Annotated in this window: 23 protein-coding genes; all 23 read right to left on the bottom strand. The window is 55.4% G+C overall.

What is annotated here, in order from left to right:
- Positions 1-29: 29 nt before the first annotated feature.
- Positions 30-998, bottom strand: a complete 969-nt coding sequence (locus tag A2V21_300675) for a hypothetical protein (protein ID OIJ72901.1) — start codon at positions 996-998, stop codon at positions 30-32.
- A gap of 329 nt (positions 999-1327) precedes the next feature.
- Positions 1328-1534 carry a hypothetical protein gene (locus A2V21_300670; GenBank protein OIJ72900.1) on the bottom strand — a complete coding sequence of 69 codons (207 nt, stop codon included), beginning with the start codon at positions 1532-1534 and terminating at the stop codon, positions 1328-1330.
- Between the two features lie 9 nt (positions 1535-1543).
- Positions 1544-2260, bottom strand: a complete 717-nt coding sequence (locus A2V21_300665; GenBank protein OIJ72899.1) for a Rossman fold protein, TIGR00730 family — start codon at positions 2258-2260, stop codon at positions 1544-1546.
- A gap of 6 nt (positions 2261-2266) precedes the next feature.
- Positions 2267-3817, bottom strand: coding sequence for a glutamine-hydrolyzing GMP synthase (locus A2V21_300660; protein OIJ72898.1), 1551 nt, complete (start codon positions 3815-3817; stop codon positions 2267-2269).
- A 26-nt stretch (positions 3818-3843) separates the two neighbouring features.
- Entirely contained in the window at positions 3844-5304 is a 1461-nt protein-coding gene (locus A2V21_300655) for an IMP dehydrogenase (protein ID OIJ72897.1), read from the bottom strand.
- A gap of 14 nt (positions 5305-5318) precedes the next feature.
- Positions 5319-6287, bottom strand: coding sequence for a hypothetical protein (locus A2V21_300650; GenBank protein ID OIJ72896.1), 969 nt, complete (start codon positions 6285-6287; stop codon positions 5319-5321).
- 4 nt (positions 6288-6291) lie between these two features.
- Entirely contained in the window at positions 6292-6708 is a 417-nt protein-coding gene (locus A2V21_300645) for a hypothetical protein (protein ID OIJ72895.1), read from the bottom strand.
- Positions 6686-7324: a hypothetical protein gene (locus tag A2V21_300640; GenBank protein ID OIJ72894.1), complete on the bottom strand. Its 639-nt coding sequence runs from the start codon at positions 7322-7324 to the stop codon at positions 6686-6688. The genes A2V21_300645 and A2V21_300640 overlap by 23 nt, the downstream gene beginning before the upstream one ends.
- Positions 7324-7863, bottom strand: a complete 540-nt coding sequence (locus A2V21_300635) for a gamma carbonic anhydrase family protein (GenBank protein ID OIJ72893.1) — start codon at positions 7861-7863, stop codon at positions 7324-7326. Before A2V21_300635 ends, A2V21_300640 begins: the two co-directional genes overlap by 1 nt.
- Positions 7864-7937: 74 nt before the next feature.
- Complete coding sequence (locus tag A2V21_300630; GenBank protein ID OIJ72892.1) at positions 7938-9323, bottom strand: tRNA lysidine(34) synthetase TilS; 1386 nt, start codon at positions 9321-9323, stop codon at positions 7938-7940.
- Positions 9324-9448: 125 nt separating this feature from the next.
- Positions 9449-9976: a hypothetical protein gene (locus A2V21_300625; protein ID OIJ72891.1), complete on the bottom strand. Its 528-nt coding sequence runs from the start codon at positions 9974-9976 to the stop codon at positions 9449-9451.
- Between the two features lie 4 nt (positions 9977-9980).
- Complete coding sequence (locus tag A2V21_300620; GenBank protein ID OIJ72890.1) at positions 9981-11480, bottom strand: hypothetical protein; 1500 nt, start codon at positions 11478-11480, stop codon at positions 9981-9983.
- A 31-nt stretch (positions 11481-11511) separates the two neighbouring features.
- On the bottom strand, positions 11512-12111 hold the full coding sequence (locus A2V21_300615) for a hypothetical protein (GenBank protein ID OIJ72889.1): 600 nt from the start codon (positions 12109-12111) through the stop codon (positions 11512-11514).
- Positions 12112-12233: 122 nt separating this feature from the next.
- A complete protein-coding gene (locus A2V21_300610; GenBank protein ID OIJ72888.1) occupies positions 12234-12422 on the bottom strand; it encodes a hypothetical protein in 189 nt (62 codons plus the stop codon).
- A gap of 207 nt (positions 12423-12629) precedes the next feature.
- The gene (locus A2V21_300605; protein OIJ72887.1) at positions 12630-12974 is read right to left on the bottom strand and encodes a hypothetical protein; all 345 of its coding nucleotides are present in this window, start codon (positions 12972-12974) and stop codon (positions 12630-12632) included.
- Positions 12964-13377: a flagellar export chaperone FliS gene (locus A2V21_300600; GenBank protein ID OIJ72886.1), complete on the bottom strand. Its 414-nt coding sequence runs from the start codon at positions 13375-13377 to the stop codon at positions 12964-12966. The genes A2V21_300605 and A2V21_300600 overlap by 11 nt, the downstream gene beginning before the upstream one ends.
- Before the next feature lie 3 nt (positions 13378-13380).
- Positions 13381-14721, bottom strand: a complete 1341-nt coding sequence (locus tag A2V21_300595) for a hypothetical protein (GenBank protein ID OIJ72885.1) — start codon at positions 14719-14721, stop codon at positions 13381-13383.
- A 23-nt stretch (positions 14722-14744) separates the two neighbouring features.
- On the bottom strand, positions 14745-15089 hold the full coding sequence (locus A2V21_300590) for a hypothetical protein (protein ID OIJ72884.1): 345 nt from the start codon (positions 15087-15089) through the stop codon (positions 14745-14747).
- A 79-nt stretch (positions 15090-15168) separates the two neighbouring features.
- Positions 15169-15996 (bottom strand): hypothetical protein, encoded by an 828-nt coding sequence (locus A2V21_300585; protein ID OIJ72883.1) that lies wholly within the window; start codon positions 15994-15996, stop codon positions 15169-15171.
- Positions 15997-16174: 178 nt separating this feature from the next.
- A complete protein-coding gene (locus tag A2V21_300580) occupies positions 16175-16804 on the bottom strand; it encodes a hypothetical protein (GenBank protein ID OIJ72882.1) in 630 nt (209 codons plus the stop codon).
- Positions 16801-18702, bottom strand: a complete 1902-nt coding sequence (locus A2V21_300575; protein ID OIJ72881.1) for a hypothetical protein — start codon at positions 18700-18702, stop codon at positions 16801-16803. Before A2V21_300575 ends, A2V21_300580 begins: the two co-directional genes overlap by 4 nt.
- Before the next feature lie 5 nt (positions 18703-18707).
- Positions 18708-20738, bottom strand: a complete 2031-nt coding sequence (locus tag A2V21_300570; protein ID OIJ72880.1) for a hypothetical protein — start codon at positions 20736-20738, stop codon at positions 18708-18710.
- A complete protein-coding gene (locus A2V21_300565) occupies positions 20739-21497 on the bottom strand; it encodes a hypothetical protein (protein OIJ74987.1) in 759 nt (252 codons plus the stop codon).
- Between the last annotated feature and the right edge of the window lie 6 nt (positions 21498-21503).

Here is a 21503-nt window from a genome sequence, read left to right as displayed (position 1 = left end):
CAACTCAAGTCACATCGGATACAGCCCTTTCAGGGAAGCCACATGTACATGAAATGCATCCCGCTATCGGCGAGCCTTCCGACGTCGAGGTTTATAACGAGCGTTTCAGGCAACGACGGCCCTATGGAAGGGGCGAGGGCCGAGTAGATATTGTTCTTATACGCCCTCGGATGCGCGTAAGTGATTATCCGGGCCTCTTTGATCCCGGCCGCCTTCTTCGCCGCCTCTATCGCGTCGTCGAGGTAGCCGATGGAATCTATGAGCCTGAGATCAAGCGCCTGCCGCGCGGTATAGATGCGCCCGTCAGCGGCCGCCCTGAGCTCATCCCTGGTGAAGCTCCCCGGCCTGCCTTCCATGACCTTATCGAGAAACCTCTCGTACATGCCGTCTATGACAGACTGGAGCACCTTTCTATCCTCTTCAGTCATCGGGCGAAGCGGAGAGCCCATGTCCTTCAAGGCCCCAGACTTGATGGTCTGGTTGGTGATGCCGATCTTCTCAAGGAGCCCGCTCGCGTTCACGCTGAAGGCGACGACGCCTATGCTCCCGGTAACGGTAGTCGGCTCCGCGATTATTATATCGGCTGATGATGCTATATAGTAGCCTCCTGAGGTTGCCATGTCCATTAGCTCGGCCACTACCGGGACCTTCTTCCTCTTTTTGAACCTCTCTATCTCATGGGCAAGTATGTCGCTCGTCGTGACCGACCCGCCTGGTGTGTTTATTCTGAGCACTACCGCCCGTACCGACCCATCCGAGGCGGCCAGGTCGAGCTCCTCCCTTATCCTCGCGGTAAGGTTCGGCCTCGACTTGACCCCGAGTAGCCCGCCAGAGTCATCGTCCTTCAATATGCCGGAGACGTCCAGTAAAAGGACCTTATTCCCCCCCTTGCCGCCTATTGTCTTCTCGGCTGGAGGCTCTACCCCTGGTATGGTTATGAAGACGCAGCCGGAAAGGAATAGCAAAAGAAAGGATACAAAGAACGCTTTCATCTTCATATCAACCCCTGCTTTTTTTGGCTATCTATAAGGATATGGGTGAATAAGGAAGCCGCACCTGTAAAGTATATCAACGGCTCTCGTTTGGTCAAGCGTGGCGGGACGTACTATGCGGAAGTTTTACGGGGCGTACGTGACTTGTACGCCCCGGATTGGACTTCTTTGGCAGCCTTCTAACAGGATGTTGAAAAAGTCCATCCAGGACTTTTTCAACTAAGATTTGGCCTGAATGAATCAGTCCAAATCTTACAAATTGCTCGATTTTTCAAGTCTCGCAATTTGGCAATCCATCCATGGATTGCTTTACCAGGCTGTTTTTCAACAGCCTTCTAAGTCATCTTCCCCATCTTGGTAAGGAAATGGCCCACGGCGACCCTCAGCATGGCGCTTAGGTCCCAGGCCTGCCCGAGCTTCTCCCTGTATTCGGCTGCCATCTCCTCGAGCGCCTCTATCTGCTCCTCCTCGAGGGTGACCGTTACCTCCTTAAGCTCTTCTTCATGGCCGTGGCTGTCGTGGTTATGGCCGCATTCTGACATAAGCCCTCCTTACGGGACTATCTTCCTGTTCTTCATCCTGGTCGAGCCCTCTTCCCTGGCCTTGGGCCTCGCGCCCTTGATGAGCTTGGTCTTCTTGTCCATGTGCCTGTTTATGATGGCGAGGACCTCATTCGGGTCGTCGGTTATGTCTATATAATCGAGGTCATCCGGGTCGATGGTCTTGTGCTTTAACATGGTGTTCTTTATGAAATGCATGAGCGGCTCCCAGTACTCCCTCCCGAAGAGTATGAGGGGGAACGGGTAGATCTTATGCGTCTGTATGAGGGTCAACGCCTCGAAGAGCTCATCGAGCGTGCCGAAGCCGCCGGGCATGCAGACATAGCCCACCGCATACTTTACGAACATGACCTTCCTGGCGAAGAAGTACTTGAAGTGAAGGGCCCTGTTCTGGTACTTGTTCGCCTTCTGCTCCCTTGGGAGCGTTATATTGAGGCCGATGGAGAGGCCGCCGTTGTGCGAAGCTCCCTTGTTGGCCGCCTCCATTATACCCGGGCCGCCGCCTGTTATGACTGCGTAGCCGTTCTTTGAAAGAAGGGATGCAACTTCCACGCACTGCTTGTAGTACTTCTTGTTGCTGTCGAGTCGCGCGGAGCCGAATATGGAGACGGCTGGCCCGATGTCCGATAGCTCGTCGAAGCCCTCGATAAACTCGCTCATGATGCGGAATACACGCCAGGTCTCTTTGCCCTTGAGGTCCTCAACCATGCTTGGCTACTCCCATTCTATCGTTGACGGCGGTTTAGAGCTGATGTCGTACACTACCCTGTTCACTCCCCTGACCTCGTTTATTATCCTCCTTGATATGCGCTCCATAACGTCATACGGGAGCCTCACCCAGTCGGCTGTCATGCCGTCGACGCTCTCTACAGCCCTTAGCGCCACCGTGTTCTCGTAGGTCCTCTCATCCCCCATGACCCCGACTGTCTTTATGGGGAGAAGGACCGCGAAGGACTGCCAGATGCTTGAGTACAGGCCCGCGCCTTTTATCTCTTCGAGCACGATGGCGTCGGCCTCTCTTAATATCTCGCACCTCTTGCGCGTTACCTCGCCTATGATCCTTATGGCAAGGCCGGGGCCAGGGAAGGGCTGGCGGCCGACAATCTCTTCGTTCATGCCGAGTTCCCTGCCCAGAGAGCGCACCTCGTCCTTGAAAAGCTCCCGAAGAGGCTCAACAAGGCCGAGCTTCATCTTCTTAAGGAGCCCGCCGACGTTATGGTGGCTCTTTATGGTGGCTGACGGGCCCTTGAAGGAGACGCTCTCTATTACGTCCGGGTAAAGGGTGCCCTGCGCCAGGAACTTAACGCCCTTTAACTTACCGGCCTCCTCCTCGAATACCCTCACGAACTCGCCGCCGATTATCTTCCTCTTGCGCTCAGGGTCGATGACGCCCTTGAGCTTCTTTAAAAACCGCTCTGAGGCGTCGACCCTCTTTATGTTCATATTGAAGTTCTTTTTAAGGGTGCTCTCGACCTTTGAAGCCTCGCCCTTACGCAGTACGCCGTTGTCGACGAATATGCAGGTAAGGCGGCTCCCTATGGCCTTGTGTACGAGAAGAGCGGCGACCGCCGAATCTACCCCACCGCTTATGCCGCAGACGACCCTGGCGCCATCGGTCTTCTCGCGTATGGCGGTAACGGATGTATCTATAAACGACTTCATGGTCCACGCGGGCTTACAGCCGCAGACCTTCATGACGAAGTTCCTCAATATTCTGTCGCCCTTGGGCGTGTGCGCCACTTCCGGGTGGAACTGTACCCCGTAGACGCGGCCCGCGCGGTCCCGCATGGCGCAGATGCTCGAGTTCTCGCTCGTGCCGATGGTGCTGAAGCCATCGGGGAGCTTCTGGGCCTTGTCGCCGTGGCTCATCCATACACGCAAGGGCCCCTTGCCAAGGCCGTCAAAAAGGACGTCCGCCTTCTTTATATGGAGGTCGGCCCCGCCGTACTCCCTTTTCATGGAGCGCTCGACATTGCCTCCGAGGAGCTTCGCCGTAAGCTGCATGCCGTAGCAGATGCCGAGGACAGGCGAGGTTACATCGTCGAAGAACGACTTCGGCAAAACCGGGGCGCCCTTGTCGTAGACGCTCGACGGGCCGCCGGACAGGATTATGCCCCTGGGGTTAAAGTCCCTTATAAACTCCGGGCCGCAGTTGTAGGGGTGTATCTCGCAGTAGACCTTTGCCTCCCTGACCCTGCGGGCTATGAGCTGGGTGTACTGTGAGCCGAAATCGAGGATCAGTATCTTCTGTGAATGTATGTCCATAGCTGGATATTGCCGTATGGTACGGCTCATACCTCCTGCTTATAGTTCGGGGCTTCCTTTGTGATGGTAACGTCGTGCACGTGGCTCTCCCTCAAGCCCGACGGGGTAATCTTCACGAACCTGGCCTTCTGGTGAAGCTCGGGGATCGTCCTGGAACCGCAGTACCCCATGCCGGCCCTCAACCCGCCTATGAGCTGGAAGATGGTAGCCGCTATCGGCCCCTTGTGCGGGACCCTGCCCTCTATGCCTTCCGGCACGAGTTTAAGCTCGCTCTCAACGTCTTCCTGGAAGTACCTGTCCTTGCTGCCTTTTTTCATGGCCTCGATAGAGCCCATCCCCCTGTAGAGCTTGAACGTCCTGCCCTGGTAAAGGATAGTTTCACCGGGGCTTTCATCGGTTCCAGCGAAAAGCCCGCCTATCATGATCGAATCGGCGCCAGAGGCTATCGCCTTTGTGACATCCCCTGAGTACTTTATGCCGCCGTCCGATATGACCGGGATGTTCTTCTTCCTGGCGACCTTGACGACATCGGCCACCGCCGTTATCTGAGGGACGCCTATGCCTGTCACTATCCTTGTCGTACAGATTGACCCAGGGCCCACCCCGACCTTGATGGCGTCCACCCCGGCCTTCATGAGCGCCTCCGCCGCCTCGGCGGTAGCGACGTTTCCGGCAATGAGCTGGCAGTTGAAGCTCTTCTTCGTGGACCTCACGGCTTCAAGGACCCCCTTGCTGTGGCCGTGGGCCGTGTCGATGACGATAACGTCAGCGCCGGACTTTAACAGGGCGTCGATCCTTGCCTCCCTGTCGAACGATATGCCGACAGCAGCGCCTACCCTGAGCCTGCCGTACTTATCCTTGCATGAATTGGGGAACTTCTCCCTCTTTACGATGTCGGTTACGGTTATGAGCCCCTTGAGCCTCTTTTTGGCGTCAACGACCGGGAGCTTCTCTATCCTGTGCTTGTGGAGTATCTCCTTGGCCTTCTCTATGGATATGCCGTAAGGGGCGGTTATCACGTCCTTGGTCATTATCTCCGAGATCTTCCTTGCCGGGTTTAGCTCGAACCGGAGGTCCCTGTTCGTGAGTATGCCGACGAGGACCCCGTCCTTCACTATCGGGAAGCCGGAGATGTTCTCCTTCTTCATTATGTCCAGAGCGTCGGCCACCTTCTGCTCCGGGCTCAATGTAAGCGGCCTTGTGATGACGACCGACTCGTACTTCTTGACCTTGTCCACCATGGCCGCCTGGTCATCGACGGAGAGGTTTTTGTGGATTATCCCTATTCCACCTTCGAGAGCGATGGATATGGCCATCCTCGATTCCGTGACGGTATCCATAGCCGCGCTGATAAGCGGTATATTGAGCCTTATCTCGTTGGTGAGCCTGGTCGATATGTCCGCGTCCCTCGGAAGCACCTGCGAGTACGCGGGCTCCAGAAGGACATCGTCAAACGTCAAAGCCGTCCTTATCTTCAGCGGTTCCATAAAAAAACCTCCTGCTAATATTTAAGCGCCACGACACCGGGCTTTAGCCTGTCGATTATTATCCCTTCGAGAAGCCCGGCGTCGCTTACCTTTGCCTCTGTAAAACCGAACGCGTCCATGGCCAGGAGGGTTATAGCGGTGCCGGGAATAATAAGATCTTCCCTCCCCTTTTCAAGGTTCAGCACCCGCTCCCTCTCTTCCAGCGTAAGGCCCGCGATATACCTGTATATGGACGTTATGCGTTCCTTCTTAAGCGTATAATTGTTTATCCTGGCCCTGTCGTAGACAGCAAGGTCCTGGTCTATCGCGGCAAGCGTGGTAATGGTCCCGGCGGTGCCCACGAAAGAGGCGTGGCGGCCGCCTGAATACTCTTCGACTTCCACGCCATCCCGCCTCATGCGGGATTTAAGCTCAGAGATAATACCCTTGACCTCCTCCTCGATCGAAGCGAGGTCGTCTTCTGAAGGGGGGTCGGTTTTAAGGTGCTTTTCTGTCAGGTGCACCACCCCCATCTCCATCGACCACGCGCCAACTGCCGCGCCGTCCTGTGTGGCGATAAATTCGGTACTCCCTCCCCCTATGTCCATCACGAGCTTCCTGCCTCTTCTATCATCTATGACGGAGAGGACGCCCGCAAGGGAAAGGCGGGCCTCTTCATCGCCGGATATTACCGTTATATCGATCCCTGCGCGCCTGCGGACCTCATCTGTGAACCACTCTCTGTTCGCGGCTCTGCGCACGACACTTGTGGCAAAGGCCATGACAGTCGATGCGCCTGTCTTGTCTATCTCACCCCTGAATTCCTCAAGGGCGGCAAAAGTCCTTGCCGCAGCCTCCGTCCCGATCCCGGCGCCTTCGGTATATCCGCCGCCGAGCCTGGTTATCTTCCTCTTGTAGACTACAGGCTTGAGATTTCTGCCTTCAGGCTCCGCGATAAGAAGCCGGAGGGTATTTGTGCCGACGTCGATCGAAGCGTATCTCATCAGGTTATCGGCCCGCCTCGTGCTCTGTGGCGATAGAGAGCCTCTCGGCCCCCGCAAGCCTTGCCGTATCAAGGACCTTTACGACGATATGATGGCGGACCCCTCCATCAGCCCTTATGACCACCGTCTTATCCCCTCCTGAGCCGAACCATGACTTCAAGGCTTCGTTCAGCCTGTCAATGGCGACGGGGCTGCCGTTCAAGGCTATCTCGCCGCCCTGGCTCACCGTGACTATCGCGCCTTTTCCGGGCTCAGCTTCAGAGCTTACCGCCCTTGGGAGCTTTACCTTGAACGCATTGGTCATGATAAGCGGGGTAGTGACCATGAATATGACAAGAAGGACGAGCATCACGTCGGTAAGCGGCGTGATGTTTATCTCCGACATCATGCGTTCGTGGCTATTTCTTGGTTTCCAGCCCATTGGCGCCTATCGGCTCTATGAATTCGGACGCGCACGTCTCAAGCTCGAGCGCGCGGGAGGCAGCCGACCTCACGAAAAAGTTATAAGCCGCTACAGCAGGAACGGCCACCAGAAGCCCGGCTGCGGTGGCGACAAGCGCCTCGGCTATGCCGTCGGCCACAGCCGCAGGGCTTGCGCCCTCGGCGATAGCAAGGTCGCTGAAGGCCCTTATTATGCCGAGCACTGTCCCGAAAAGCCCTATGAAGGGGGCGGTAGAACCAATGGTCCCGAGCACACCCAGGTACCTGTCGAGCTTCGTAAGCTCCATCCTGCCGGCAAGCTCCATCGCGGAAGAGACCTCGTCCTTGCCCTTCCCTGACCTCTCAAAACCGGAGAGGAGGACCGGGGCAAGCGGAGAGCTGCTCGCCTTGCACATCTGGTATGCCGCAGGCAGGCCGCTTTCGTTTACCGCCCTTTTAATGGCCGGGAAGAGCTCGAACAGATCCCTCCTGAACCTCTTGAAGGCCCAGGCGCGTTCGAGCATTATGGCGATGGAGACGACGGAGAGGAGCGCGAGCACTACAACGGTAATGCCGCCTTTTTGGATAAGTCCTAAGAAAGAAAGGTCTTGGAACATTAACTCCTTCCTGAAAGGGGCTCCGAGGCCCCGGGCTGGACGTAGTTACTGGAATACTCTATATAGTTCTGCGCTGACTTGAGTATGCGTGCCTTTTCATCATCTCTAAGCACCCTTACCACCTTCGCCGGCATGCCGAGCACGAGAGAACCGGGAGGTATCTTCGCCCCCTCTGTCACAAGGGCGCCTGCGCCTACGATAGTGTCCTCGCCTATCTCAGCATTGTCGAGGATGATGGCGCCCATGCCGATAAGACACCTGTCCTTTACAGTACAGCCGTGCAGCACGACGTTATGACCGATAGTTATGTCATTGCCGATGATGAGCGGATAGGTATTCTTGGTGACGTGCAGGGTGCAATTGTCCTGCACGTTTGTCCAGGCGCCTATCCTTATGTAATGGACGTCGCCGCGGACAACGGCGTTAAACCATACGCTTGAGCCCTCGCCTATCTCCACGTCCCCGATGACCTGAGCGCTCTCCTCGATAAAGGCGCTCTCATGGACCTTGGGCCATATCCCCTTGTAAGGCTTGAGCATTTCACCCCCGCTGCAAAAGGCTTGTAAAGTATATGAATTTAACAAATCCAATAGGAAATCTCAAGGGAAAATGGTCACTCCCTTCTAAACTCCAGCTTAAGCGCCTTCTTGATACCTTTGCCCACCCGAAAACCAGCAGACTGCCTTAAGCCAGCGACCCAGATGATAGACTCGCCGCAAATGACGACCGGGGTCCGCTTTCTATCTGCCATGGGTACCTTCTCGTCTATGAAAATATCCTTGAGTTTTCTCCTCCCCTTCATCCCGAAGGGGACCATCCTGTCGCCGGGCCTTGCCTGCCTGGCGATAAGGCGGCCAGAGGCCTTGAGCAGTGCATAATCGAACCAGGCCGCGTCCTTCTCTCTTTTGAATCTGGATGGAGGCTTCAGTATACTGGCGACTATCACGCCTGCGCCTGCTATCATTGTCCTTCCCGGGACCAGTATCTCTACCTCGTACTCAGGGAATTCCTCCTCCAGCGCCCACGTAAGAGTAACCCTGTCATAGACCCGCTCTGCCCTGAGCCCGCCCGGCATCTTGACCGACGCGTTAGGCCTCCTGCCCTTTACAATGCTTAAAAACGACCCGACGTGGGCGCTCAAAAGCTCCGTCTCCCTGCCCAACAGGCGAGCCGCCATGAGAAATACCCTGGATGAGAGCGCCTGATGGAGGCGAAGTAGCCTTTTACGGTCGAGGGTTACAGAGCCTCTGACGGAAGAGACCAACGCGCTGTCGAGCGTTTTTTTCGCTCTCCCTTCAAGATAATCGTCATCATCGGCAAGGAGCGCCGCGGTCCTTGCGATGGTCTCTGTTATCTTCGGGTTATACTCCTTTTTAAGGGCAGGGATGAGGCCGAGCCTTATCCGGTTTCTAAGGTACTTAGCCTCAAGGTTTGATGAGTCGACCACGAACTTAAGGCCTGCCTCTCCTGCGTATCCCTCGATATCATCCCTTTTGGTCTCGATAAGGGGCCTTATATACTTCTCCCTTTTGGGAGGTATGCCAGTAAGCCCTGAAAGTGACGCGCCTTTTATAAGTCGCATGAGCACAGTCTCAGCCTGGTCGTCAAGCGTGTGACCGAGAATAATCCTCCCGGCCTTGAACTTGCGCGCCACTTCATCCAGGAACTCGTACCTTATATTTCTGGCAGCCTCCTGCACAGAGCCGCCGATGGCCTTGAGCGTTCCTTTTTTAAGCCGCCTGCCCTCAAAAGGAAGGCCCATGCTCCTGGCGAGCCCCTTGACGAAAAGATAGTCACGCCTCGATTCAGCTCCACGGAGGCCGTGGTCGAGGTGGGCGACGATTATCTTAAGCTTGAGTTCGTCCCTTAACGACCAGAGGGCGTGGAGCATCACTACGGAGTCGGCCCCGCCTGAGACCGCCGCTACCACGGCCTCTCCGCCGGAGAGCATTTCATGCTTCCTTATGGTATCTTTTACCTGTTTTAAAAGGTCCGGCATATCAACAGTGCGTGTGACTTTATTGGAGAACACTTTCTACAGAAAGGTTCCCATTTTTCGCGTTTTGTTGATTATAGATGGCGCGGGGTTGGAAGACAAGGCAAATGCTTAAGAGATAGGGGTATTTATTCGGGCTTTCCCTTTTCGGTGCGAAGGAGCTTTCTCTGTCTGGCGAAGATGTACTTTATTATCTTGTCCCTGGTGGTCTCATCGAGGCCGGCGTACATGACCGCCACCTCGTAGCCGCCAACGGCAGGCTCACACCTTACGACCTCGCACGTGAGCCTTATGACGTGGGCGTAGGTCGGCAGAAAGGTCTTGAGCATAAGCCTGGCGCCAGCCTCGAACCTGTCCTTGGCGATAAACCTCAAGCCGCCTCCGGAGATATTGACCTCCCTGGCCACCGGGAGATTGAACCCGTTCTTCTCAGATATCTCGTTTAAAAGGATGTTGAGCTTCTGGTTTATGTCGAAGAGGAGCTCATATAGCTTGGGGTTCTCCTCAGGCTTGGGCTCTATATCGTCGAAAAGAAGCTCCCAGTCCAGTATGGACCTGGATTCTTCATCTCCACGAAGGACCTCGTAGTAGACCGGGATGAGGTCGTTCGTCCTTACGTACTCGCGCCTGGCTTCGGTTGATGTATTTTCTTCCATCTGGCTACCCTTTCAGTATTTCGCTTTCAAGGAAAGCGTCCACGACATCGGGGTCGAACTGGGTCCCACGGCACCTTACTATCTCTTCCCTGGCCACTTCGAGGCCGAGCGCATGCCTGTAGGGCCTGGTAGAGGTCATGGCGTCGAAGGTATCCGCCACGCTGAAGATACGGGCCACAAGCGGTATTTCGCATCCGGCAAGGCCCCTGGGGTATCCTTCCCCGTCCCACCTTTCATGATGGTAGAGCACGACAGACTTCTCCGAGTTAAGGAGATTCAGCGGCCTTAATATCTCCTCGCCCCTCACTACGTGCCCCTTCATGATCTCCCTCTCCTCAATGGTGAAGGTCCCCCCCTTGAGGAGTATATCGTCGCGGACGCCTATCTTCCCGATATCGTGAAGCGGGCCCGCGAAGCTGATGCTGTCGATTACGTCCTGAGGGCAGTTCATGGAGCGCGCGATAGAGACCGCGTACTGGGTGACCCTCTGGGAGTGGTCCTTCGTATAGGTGTCCCTCGCGTCAAGGGCGTTCAGGAGCGAATTGAGCGCGCCTATGATGCTCTGGAATATGTTCTCCGAGAGGGCTATGTTCTCAAGCTTGAGTGACGCCTTGGCGGTGAGGTTAAGGAGAAGGGCAAGCGCGTCGTTGGTTATCTCCTTGGCGCCGGACCTTCCCGCAAGGCCGAGTATGACCACGACCTCCCTGTTGATTATAAGCGGGGCCAGCAGGACCGGGGTCATCTCCGTACCAGGCACGAGCGGACCAAGCGTCCCGCCGTCAACCATCATATACGAGTAGCACTTCTTGGACAACACCTCCCTGAACGGCCCGGTCTTGGGGCTGAACCTGTAGCCTGTTATCGGATTGTCGTACCCTGAAGCCCCCCTCACTGTAAGGTCGCCGTTTTCCTGCTCGGCCACGAGCACGAAGGCCTTTTCAGAGTCGGAGATTATCTGGGCGATGTCCATGGTCTTCCTGAAGATATCCTCTTTCTCGTCAACATCGTCCAAAGACTCGCTTATGGTGTTAAGTATCGAAAGCTCCTTTATCTTCTCCTCGAGCCTCTTTCTCGCGAGGTCCGGCAAAGTGCCTATGGCCCTGGTCTTGTCACCGGGCCTGCTTCCGAGCCTCGAGTTGCCGACCGCCTTCCTTACGATGATCTCCAGCTCCTCTGCCTTGAAAGGCTTGGGCAGGAAATCCACCGCGCCGAACTTTATCGCCTCGACCGCGAGGTCTATGGACGGGTAGCCTGTGACCATCACCACCGGGATATCCGGCGCGGCTTCCTTTGCGAGGTGCAGGAAGTCCATCCCGCTCATGCCTGGCATATTGATATCAGTCAGCACAACATCGAAGTGTTCGTGACGCAGCGCTTTGATCGCGTCCTCCGCCCCGCTGAATTCCGAGACCTTCCATCCCCTCCTGGTCAGTATCTCGGCAAGTACTTCCCTGACGTTCGAGTCGTCATCCACGAGCATTATCCGTATATGCTCTATCTGCAAAACCGTTGCCGCCTGCAAAGTATGACCTCTCCTAAGTTTTGGGTGAGGGTTTCCTCGAGAACCTGTCGGCTTCCCTCAGATATTCCTGATGCCTCAACGGGTTTACCTCGCGCTGCACCGCGTCAATTGCGACGTCGTGGCCCTGGAGATCGTCCGCCGCGATGGCGTCGCCGGTCCCGAGCGCCTTCTTGAGGACGGCTATCTCGCCGTAAGCGGTCCTGAGCTCCTCCAGAAGGGCCCTGTTCTGGATCATGAGCCTCAACTTCTCGCACGCGTTCTTTATCACTACCATCAGCTCGTCGAGCCTGAACGGCTTGGCTATGTAGTCATGAGCGCCGTTCTCTATGGCCTTTACCGCGGTCTCGATGGTGGCGTAGCCGGTTATGATGATAACGAGTATGTCCTTGTCAAGCTCCCTTATGCGCTGGAGAAGGGCAAGCCCGTCCATGCCCGGCATCATAAGGTCTGTGATGACCATGTGGAAGTGGTCCATCCTGAGCTTTTTAAGCGCCTCTTCGCCGTCCCTGGCAAGCGACACCTCATAGCCCCAGTTCCTTATGGCCTCAGTAAGTAGCTCCCTCAGGTCGAGGTCGTCATCGGTTATGAGTATCTTGAATTTTTCGTCAGCCATAATTACAAGCTGTCTTTTTTAAACGACCGTTATTTTGAAAGACTCAAAAGTTTTTAAGACGCGTTCAGGCGAGACCTGGGCGCGTCCGCGCAAGCGCGCATGCGGCAACGCTCAGCGCATGCTCATTTCTTATCCCTCTTGACCGGCTCGGAGATATTAGCCAGCACGTGCCCGAGGATATGACGCCTTTTGCCTTCAGCGGAGATGCTGACTGTGTCAGCGCTGCGGAGCTCTCTTTCCGCTTCCTTCTCCTTAGGCTTCTCATAGCCCTGTAAAGACTGCGAGGCGATGGCGCTATCTATCTTGACCACAGAAAAACCCCCTGTTGGATCATCTGACAATCTCATATCGACAGAAGGGCATGCAAACTTAACCTTTTTTTACTCTTTTTAACAAAAAAACTATAAAAAAAACATCATGCTGGAAAGATTCTGGCCATAGAGGGCGGGGAGGCGAAATAAGATGTGTTTATGAGAGGTCCGAGGAGACATACAGGCGTGAGATGGCCTGTTTTTTTGTTAGCCGATGGTTCGTTTTTCAGGGCCCTGGCCCTGGCCGTATGCCTTGATGGCGCTGCGCCCGGTTTTCAAATGTCCGAGCCTCGAGGAGGTGGAGCCCATTACTGTTGAGAGCTCTGAGAGCAGACGCTTGTCGTTTTCGCGGATCTTGTCGGCCAACGCCTTAAGCTCCGGGTCACCCCTGTGAGGACTGTTTTGAGAAAGATATGAAAAAAGGAGGTCCCTTTCCGCCTGACAAAGCAACAACTCTTCCAAGCGGTTTTCCTTTATAAAACGTACCTGTAGCGTTGATATTTCAAGCAACCTGTTAAGTTTTTCAAGGCACTCGCCCCTGCTATACTCCACAGCTGATGCTCCTTGCGGCAGAGGGGCTTTCCTGCTTATGTCTATCCGCTGAGATCGCCTCCCAGCCGGCCTTAAGCTCGGTTATCACCTTGTTTGCCGCCTCGATCATGCTCGCGTCGTTTTTGAGGTTGGCCTCTGTAAGGCACATGGCGCAAAAATCGTAGAGCCTGGAGAGGTTGCCGGCTATCTCGCCGCCCTCCTCCCTGTTAAGGGAATTGGCCAGCTCGCCTATTATCTCAAGGGACCTGTTGAGGTGCGTCCCCCTGCCCTTGATATCGCCATCGGCAACCGCCTTCTGCGCAAGCTTGTTGAAGCGCAGTATCCCATCATAAAGCATGATCACCAGAGTGACCTTGTCAGCGGTCATGACCTGGACGTTCCGGTATCTGGATACACCGTTCATCAATTAACCCCCGAAGTAATTGACCAAGGCGTTGCTCTGCGACTGCAAACTGGCAAGCATGGTCTCAAGCGTGGTGAACTGGCTCCTAAGCTGCTCTTCATATATGAAAAGCTGAGCGTCCTTTTCCCTTATATCATCATCCAGCCTCTTGATGTTCTTGTCAATGCCGTTCTGGCGCCCCTTTATCCTGCCGTCGACAAAATCATCGATATCGCTTGCCGCCTCATACAGGAGGTCGCCGAAGCCGGAAATGCTCTCACCCTTCACGAACATCTTCACTACGTCATCGTAGCTCCCGGAGAGGGCTGTTGAAAAGGCAGACGAATCAAAAGCCATGAGACCGTCATCACCGGTCTTGACGCCTACATGCTGCAGCCTGTTCATGCTATCAGGCAGGCCGCTTACGGCCGAGGTCATTATCCTCCTCAGGTCTTCCCAGACGCTCCTGGCAACGCCGTCTCCGAAGAAGGGCCCTCCCTTCTTGGTCTCGCTGTCATACCTGTTGTTAGCCTTTACGTAACTTGCAACACCGTTGTACGCGTCGACGATGGCTTTTACCTTCTTCCCGATCTCCTCGGAGTCCCTGCTTACGGTAAGCGTTATAGTCTTAAGCGGGTCGGCGACGGTGAGGTCGAGCGAAACGCCGGTGATTATGTCGGAGACACTGTTCGTGCTCCTTGTGAAGGTGATGCCGTCAACCGTGACAGAGGCGTTCTGCGCGGCCTGGAGGGTCGTCGAGAAGGCAAGGGTTGTATCGTTCTGTGTGATGGTGACCGCGCCGCCAGTGCCGGTCGTATCGCTCGTGAGCACCAGCCTGTATGGATTGGCGCCTGTGCCTTCGTTCACGACAGTGGCGCTGACCCCTGCATCGAGGGCGTTTATGGAGTCCCGGAGGCCGGCAAGGGTGGTGGTCGAGTCCACTGAGACGGTCTGGACATCGCCGGATCCGACCTGGAAACTGAAAGAACCTGCGGCAGAGGCTATGACGGTGGTGTCTGTTGCCACACCGTCGGCGGCTATCCTGTGAGCCTTTGCGAGGCTATTGACGGTCACCTCGTACGAACCAGCCGCCGAGGTCGAGCCTGCGGTAGCCGTAAAATACGAGCTTTCGCTTGTAGTTGTTTTGAAGATACTGAAGGCAGAGCCGCTCTTAAGGGCATCTGCGGCTGTGATGAGGCTTTTTATCTTGGTGCTGAGGTTAGAATACGCGGTTTGGGCGGACTTGAGCGCAGACTTCTCCGACTCAAGCTGGTTAATGGAATATTTTCTGACATTGACGAGCTGTGTTATCAGCGACTGATAATCTATATTGCTGACTACGCCTGAAGTGGCGGTGATGCTCATGGAAGCCTCCCTTGCGGGCCTTTTTAGGTATTGTTCCTGTAGAGGACGCCTACAAGCTCCTTCATCCTCTTCCTTATCGTAATAAGCTCCTCTGCCGGGATCTGCCTTATGACCTCGTTGGTCTCAGGGTCTACAATCTTGACGAGCACCTCGTTTAGCTCGCCGTCGACCTCGAACCTCAGTTCCGCATTAAGCCTTTTTAAAAATATCTGGACGTCGGCTGCTGCGGCCTCCAACTCTCCGGCAGGGCCGTCTTTTGGGGATGTCCCCTGTTCGCGTACTGCCTCAGGTGTCCGTACCTGAGCCTTTTTAAGGTGCTCGGCGTACTCGTTCTGGATCGAATTGATGGCGCTTATATCTATGCCCATACTACCTCCTCATGGGTGGGCTGGGAGGCCCTGCGGCCTCCCAGCGCCCGTTTGAGGCTCTTGTTGAATGGTGCGCTTATTACCTGAGGAGCGAGAGCACGTTCTGCGGTATCGAGTTCGCCTGCGCAAGGACCGATGTGCCGGCCTGGACCATTATCTGGTTCCTGGTGTACTGCGCGGTCTCGAAGGCGAAGTCAGCGTCCCTGATCCTCGACTCGGCGGCCTGGTAGTTGGTGTAGGTCACCTGGAGGTTGCTAAGAGCGGCTGAAAGCCTGTTGGTCGAAGCGCCGTATACCGCGCGGGCGTCATTTATGGTCTTGAGCGCGGTGCTTACAGAGCTGATGGCGCTCAGGGCGCCAGCCTGGGTGTCGAGAAGGCCGGCTGACAGGCCCAGGGCCGTACCGGCGGTAAGGGCCGCGAGAGTGACGGTAAGCCTGTCGTCGGCCGAGGTCTTGAAGCCGATATACATGGATATCGACGTCTCGTTGCCGTTTATGAGCTTGTAGCCGCCGAACTCCGTGGTGTTGGCTATCCTGTCTATCTCGTTGATGAGCGTGTCGAACTCATCGGAGTAATAGGACCTGTTGGTCGAATCCAGGGTGCCCTGCGCGGCGGAAGCGGCGAGCTCACCCATCCTGGTCACGATATTGGTTATCTGCTCCGCGGCCTTGTCGCTCACTTCCATGGCGCTGACGCCGTCGTTGATGTTCCTGATGGAGGCCTGGATCATCCTGGACTGGCTCCTCAGCTGGTCGGCCCTGCCGAGGCCCGCGGCGTCGTCGGCTGCGCTGTTGACCCTGTAACCGGAAGAAAGCCTCTGTACGCTTACCTTGAGCTGTGCGTTGGAAGTAGCCAGGTTCTGCTGAGCGATAAGAGCCGATACGTTGGTATTGATGGTAAGTGACATTTGTAATACCCTCCTTAGTGTTTTGATCCGGCATCCTTGCCGTTTTTTGTTTTTTGCTTCCAGGGTATCAGCACCCGGCCTTTAACTCTGTTCTTCCTCCCTTCCGGCCCTGTTTGTCTGAATCCTTTGTTACTTTATCGGCGCCCCAGAGCTACGACTTGAGGGCAAAATCGATCCTCTACGCGTTAAAGTGAAAAATCCTCTCCTCCATGGCCTCCAGGAAGGGCTGGAGTTCGTATTCGAGGAGGTCGGCCAGAAGGACGCTGTCGCCGTTCTCTTTGGCCTGCTTCATCTCCTCAAGGCACCTCATTATCGCATTGAAGTACGAGGCCGGATTCTCCATGAAGAGGTCCATATTGTACTTCTCGCCGCCCCTGGCAAGGGCGTCCATCGTCCTCAAGATCTCTACAAGCCCATCGAAGATGGACGCGAAGGCAGAGTCTGCCCTGGTGCTGCCCCCTACCCTCAATTCCCCGACGCATAAAGGGACGTTATCCCTTGTGACCCTGATATACTCCTGAACAAGGTCGAGCCCTTCGAGAGCGACCTCTTCCATCGAGGCGGTGTTGAGCTTGAAGTCCTCATAGCCCGAAATGGGCCTTTTGAGCACCTTGCTCCCCCTCCATTCAGAGAGCCTTTCGCCGTCGACCCACAGCTCCATTACGAACCTCCTGTTGCCAGTGAGGTCCCTTTCCACGGCGTCGATAAGCTCGCCGATGGTGGAATCATTGCCCTTATCCTCAAAATCCAGCCTTATGCCATCCAGGTAAACTTGGGTCATTACCTCACTCCTATCGTTTTTTATCATAAGGCGGCAACGCTTGCCCGGCCACAAGAGCCTTGAGCTTTCTTCAACCCCTCTGCCGAGCCCCAGAGGACCTGTGCATAGCGTCCGCACATCCTTGAAACATCCCTGTAGGCCTCGGAGATGGTCTCAATCTCCTTACTGACACTCGCCTCGTTTTCCCCGCCCTCTCGTCGTCTAAGGTATTCCTTGAGCTTGTAAGTGGTCGTCATGAGCGATTCCCATATAAAAGTCGACTTCTCCGCGTCCTTGAAGAGCTTATCCTCGAGCCTTTTTATCCTATCCGCGCTTTTAATGGCATCCGGGCCTGCCTGCCCCCCGGTGACCGACTTCCTTATCTGCTCCGCTTCCTTGACTATAGAATCGGCTGAAACGCGCATTTCCTTTAGCCCCTTTTGCATGGACTCCAGAGACGCGGCGACCGCTTTAATATCAGGGGCCTGCCTTCCAGCGACGGCCTGCCGGATTATATTTTCTATCGGAAGATCTTCCCTTATATGCCTCTCAAGAGCTTCTCTGAGGGTCACGTGCTCCATGCCTTCGATATACGCGCCGCCTTCGGTAGCGTTAAGCACCCTTGTAGCGTTTCCAATCTTCTTCATATGCGCCATATAGTCCTCAAACCATTGATGGAATGTCACCCAGTCGTACTTGCTCGCCACCGGCTTCCCATCAAGGCCCTTGAGCCACAGGAGATTGAACCTGCTCTTTGCCTTCTCCTTGAGGGTCACATAATCCTCTTCGATCAGGACCTCTCCCTTTTCCCTGTCTATCTTTATATCCTGGCTGACGTAAACGCCTCCGGGCGCGTGCGTGGCCCCCTCGCCAAAGGAGAGGTCCTGCCCCACGAAGATGACTGGGTCGCAACCGAACATCACGCCTATATCAAGGGCCGCGGTCGTAACGCTTCCGCCGATCGACGGAAAGTAATGAGAGCCCCAATGGCGCGCAAGCTCCTGGCTCAGGGCAGAGTAGGCGCTGAAAAAAACGAACTTCCCGCCGACCTGCCTTGTGAACATATCCGGGTGCGAGGCGTCCCCGAGTATGAGCCTTGTCTCAAGGTCGTTCTCATCATATGCGAAGTACTCAGGGAGGTCTACCTTCTCCGAGGCTATGATGAAATCCGGGACAACGCCGTACTTCAGGAGCGGCTTATAGGCGGTGATAGCCGCGACGATCACGGCCTTGCCTTTCGCTTCCTTCAGAAGGTGCGCATTCTTTTTAAGCGAAGGGCCTGCCCCGGCTATTATCATCGGTACGCCGTGAAAGCCGCCTTTAAGCGTATCCACAGGCGGACAAGCCGGGAAATACTTCATATTTTCAAGGTAGTTCTCGACCCATTTATCCCTGGAGCTTATATCGGTACAAACGCCTGCCTTGTTCATCGTCTGGGCGTTGTTGACCTTGCTTATGAAATCAAGCAACTCCCGTGGGAAAGCAGCCTTATATGGGTTTGTGCTGTAGCACAATATGTCCTCAAAGCAGTCTATGCACCTTACCCTGGCGAGAAACTCCGGAAGATTATCGTAGACGTCTACTTCGCTTAAAAGCCGTGCGAGGTCGCATCCGGCAACGGCACCAGCGAGTATCTCGGCAGATGGCTCGTAGGCGATGATGTTCTTCCTGCCTTTTTTCAGGAGCGCCTGAGCGAGGTGTCCGCAGCCAAACCCGAAAAGGAGCACCCAGCCGGGCTTTCTGGAGAGAATCTCGTCGGCCTGCAAAAGAGCCTCCTTCACCGGGTCATAGGAGCTGTGAAAGAGGCGGCCCTGGTATTTAAATGTCGGCGCCCCGGACCTGGACTGCTCTATCGGGACCGGTTCTCCGTTATAGCCGGAAAGGCGCAGAGCCAGGTCCATGTTATTCTTACGTATCGCTTCGATATTCTTGTCAAGAATATCCATCTTTTTCAGCTCCTTTTGGCCTTCACGGTAAATTCAGCCTCATTGTAGCCCCGCCAGACCCACCATGCGGTATCGTCGAACTCGCCGAGAGAATGATATACCCTCATGAAGAACGAGTCCTCACCCGGAAGCTCCATGTACCTTATCATCGGAACAGTATAGAGCCTGGACTTGTCGGTAGATATCTCAATAGATTTCCTGCTGTCTCCTATCCTTATCCAGCCTTCGGTGGCGCCGAGGCATGAGCTCGCCGACACGCTCTGGCTTACCGGCTCTTCGTGCGACAGATCATGCCCCTTGAGGTAGAACCTCTCGGCCCCGGCCCCGCCGTTGACCGTCTCGAACCAGAGATCGTCGCGGTCAAAGCCGGAAGGAACGAGCGTAAATATCCCAGCCCGGAGCGACGAGGCCACAAGACCGTTGACCTTTAGCCTGTAGGTAAGCTTAATCTCCGGGGCAGACCTTGAGATCTCGTATCTCTTCCAGAGGATACCTATCCCAAGCTGGCTTTTTATGATCACGCTCACCTTTTCACGTTCTTCTTTTACCTCGACTTGCGATTTCATCAAGTCGGTAGTCTGCTTTCCTTCGCGAGTGGTGTGGATGAGGTGGCCGCTGAAGAAATCCGCGCCGAGCCTTATGTCCTCATAGTGGCCGTGGGGCAATGTGCCGAGTAGCGGCGAGGTTGAAACGTCAGGGAAGACAAGCGACTTAAGCGCATAGCCCTTGTTAGCGATAAACTCGGCATGGACTTTCGGGGTGCATACCTTGAGAACGTTCTCCGACGAGACCGCCTCTGGCCTGAACTCTCCGGAGACGCTTGTGCCTTCTTCCTCGTCCGGGGTAGAGGGCGCGTGAGCGACTGTGCTGCTGCCGTATACCCAGGCCAAAAGAGGGGTCCTGTGCTGGTGGTTCCCGAGGAGGCGCTCTGTCTCCATCTTCAGCCAACCGAGCCTGTTCTGAAAGTACGCGTACTTCTCATCTATGGTATTTGTCCTGAAGTCACTCCCCCACAGGTCGCATAGTACTTCCTTGAAGTCATCGATCGCCTCCTTCTCAAGGGCGCCCTGCCTTATGAGGGCCTTCAGGTTCTCATAGACCTTGTGGCATTCGGTATTGAGATGTACGCTGTCCCTGCCGGTTGCCGCCCAGCGAAGAGGGTTATACTTCTCCTGCTTTTTACAGACTATGGGCGTTTCAGCCGATTCAAGCTGAATGATGTTGCCGGAGTCAGGGTTACCCTTCAGGGACTTGAGAAGCCCTCCCGGGGTTACAAGCGAGGCCCGTGGGTCTGCCGCTATCTTCTCAAGGAGCGCGGATATCCTTAAGTACTCGTCCTCTTTCGTAGGCTCTCCGCCGGGCCTGTAGCTAAAGACCTCCGCGTCGTTACTGTAGACGAGGAAGCCGCGCTCTCCGGTGGAGGCATGAGAGAAGAGATAATCAAGGTACTCGGCTTCGCTTATCTCGCCGTGCACGCACCTCTGGAACTTCTGGAAGGCGATGGAATGGCTCCAGATGACGTCTATGTCGGAAGAAAGGCCCGCGGCCCTCTGCGGGTAATACTTATATTCCTTTGGATACCTGTTATGCTGAAATGAGTTGTTCCAGTCCATTATCAGGGCCTCATACCCTGCGTCTCTGTAGAGGTCTACTATCCCCCTTGAGAAGGTCTGCTCGTTCACGAGGGCTATCCTCGGCCTCCTGCCCAGCAGGTCATGGTAATATTTATTTCCAAGCTCAAGGTTCCACCTGTTCACCTCGGCTGGGATGAGAGGCAATATGGCCTGTGAAAAGCCCGATCCTATGAACTCGCATTTTCCATCGTGCAATAACGACCGGAGCCTTTCCAGAAAGGCCGGGTCGATCCTGTTCACCTCTTTAAGGGTCCAGCCGGTCATCTCCAGGGCTACCGGGAAGCCCTTCTCAGCGAGAGCGAGTATCGGCGCGTAGCACCTCTCGATTATCGCCGGGAAGTGCTCCCTCGGGATGGAAGAGAAGGCGAGGTTACAGTGGAAAAGGGTATAAAGGCTGAGCATCTATCTCTCCTCCAGCCACTTAAAGTTCGGGTCTGTGTTGGGCATCAAGGTCCTGCCGTCCCCGGCAAGGAACCAGAGATAGTAGAGGCCATAGCCGGGCATGGCGGAGACCGGGTGATAGCCCCATGGAATAGTCACAGCGTCATAATCCCCGACCATGAAAGAGAACGACCCCTCTTCCCCGTAAATAGTCTGGGTGCCGAACCCCTCCGCGGGGTTAAGCCGGAAAAGATAAACTTCCTCCATCCTGACTTCATGGCCTGGTACGGGGGTATCATGCTTGTGCGGCGGGAAACTCGACCAGCCCCCAGGCTGGTTGAAGGTCTCGCCCAGGACTAACCGGGAGGCGTTCTGGTCAGGGCCTATTATATCGACTACCTTCCTCTCCCATAACTGCCTGCCGACTGTCTTCTCACGCACCTGCGCGGGAGAGACGAGAAAGGCTTCACCCTTTTCATCTGTCCGTGCCTTGCAGAGCGCAAGCTCCGAATAGGACGAGGCCCTTATCGTCGCCTTACAGTCCCTTGGCAGGCACACGGAAGAGGCGCGAGAGCTGAAGACGTCTTCTCTTTTCAGCGTGAAAAACCTTCCTTCGCACAGGACCTCTACCTGAGCCTTCATCGGTACGATAGCCGTCTCAAAACCAGCCGTATCGAGCTCAAACGAATCGCCAGCGTCAAGGACGAGCATATCAAGGGCAAGCGGGCTGAGCTCATCTGAAAAGACCCTGTTGAGCCCCCTTCCCCTGCCCGCGTTCATCTTTAC

The sequence above is a fragment of the Deltaproteobacteria bacterium GWC2_55_46 genome, assembly GCA_001595385.3.
Classification (GTDB): domain Bacteria; phylum Desulfobacterota; class GWC2-55-46; order GWC2-55-46; family GWC2-55-46; genus UBA5799.
The sequence above is the reverse complement of the archived record's forward strand: the minus strand, read 5'-3'. Positions and strand labels throughout refer to the sequence as shown.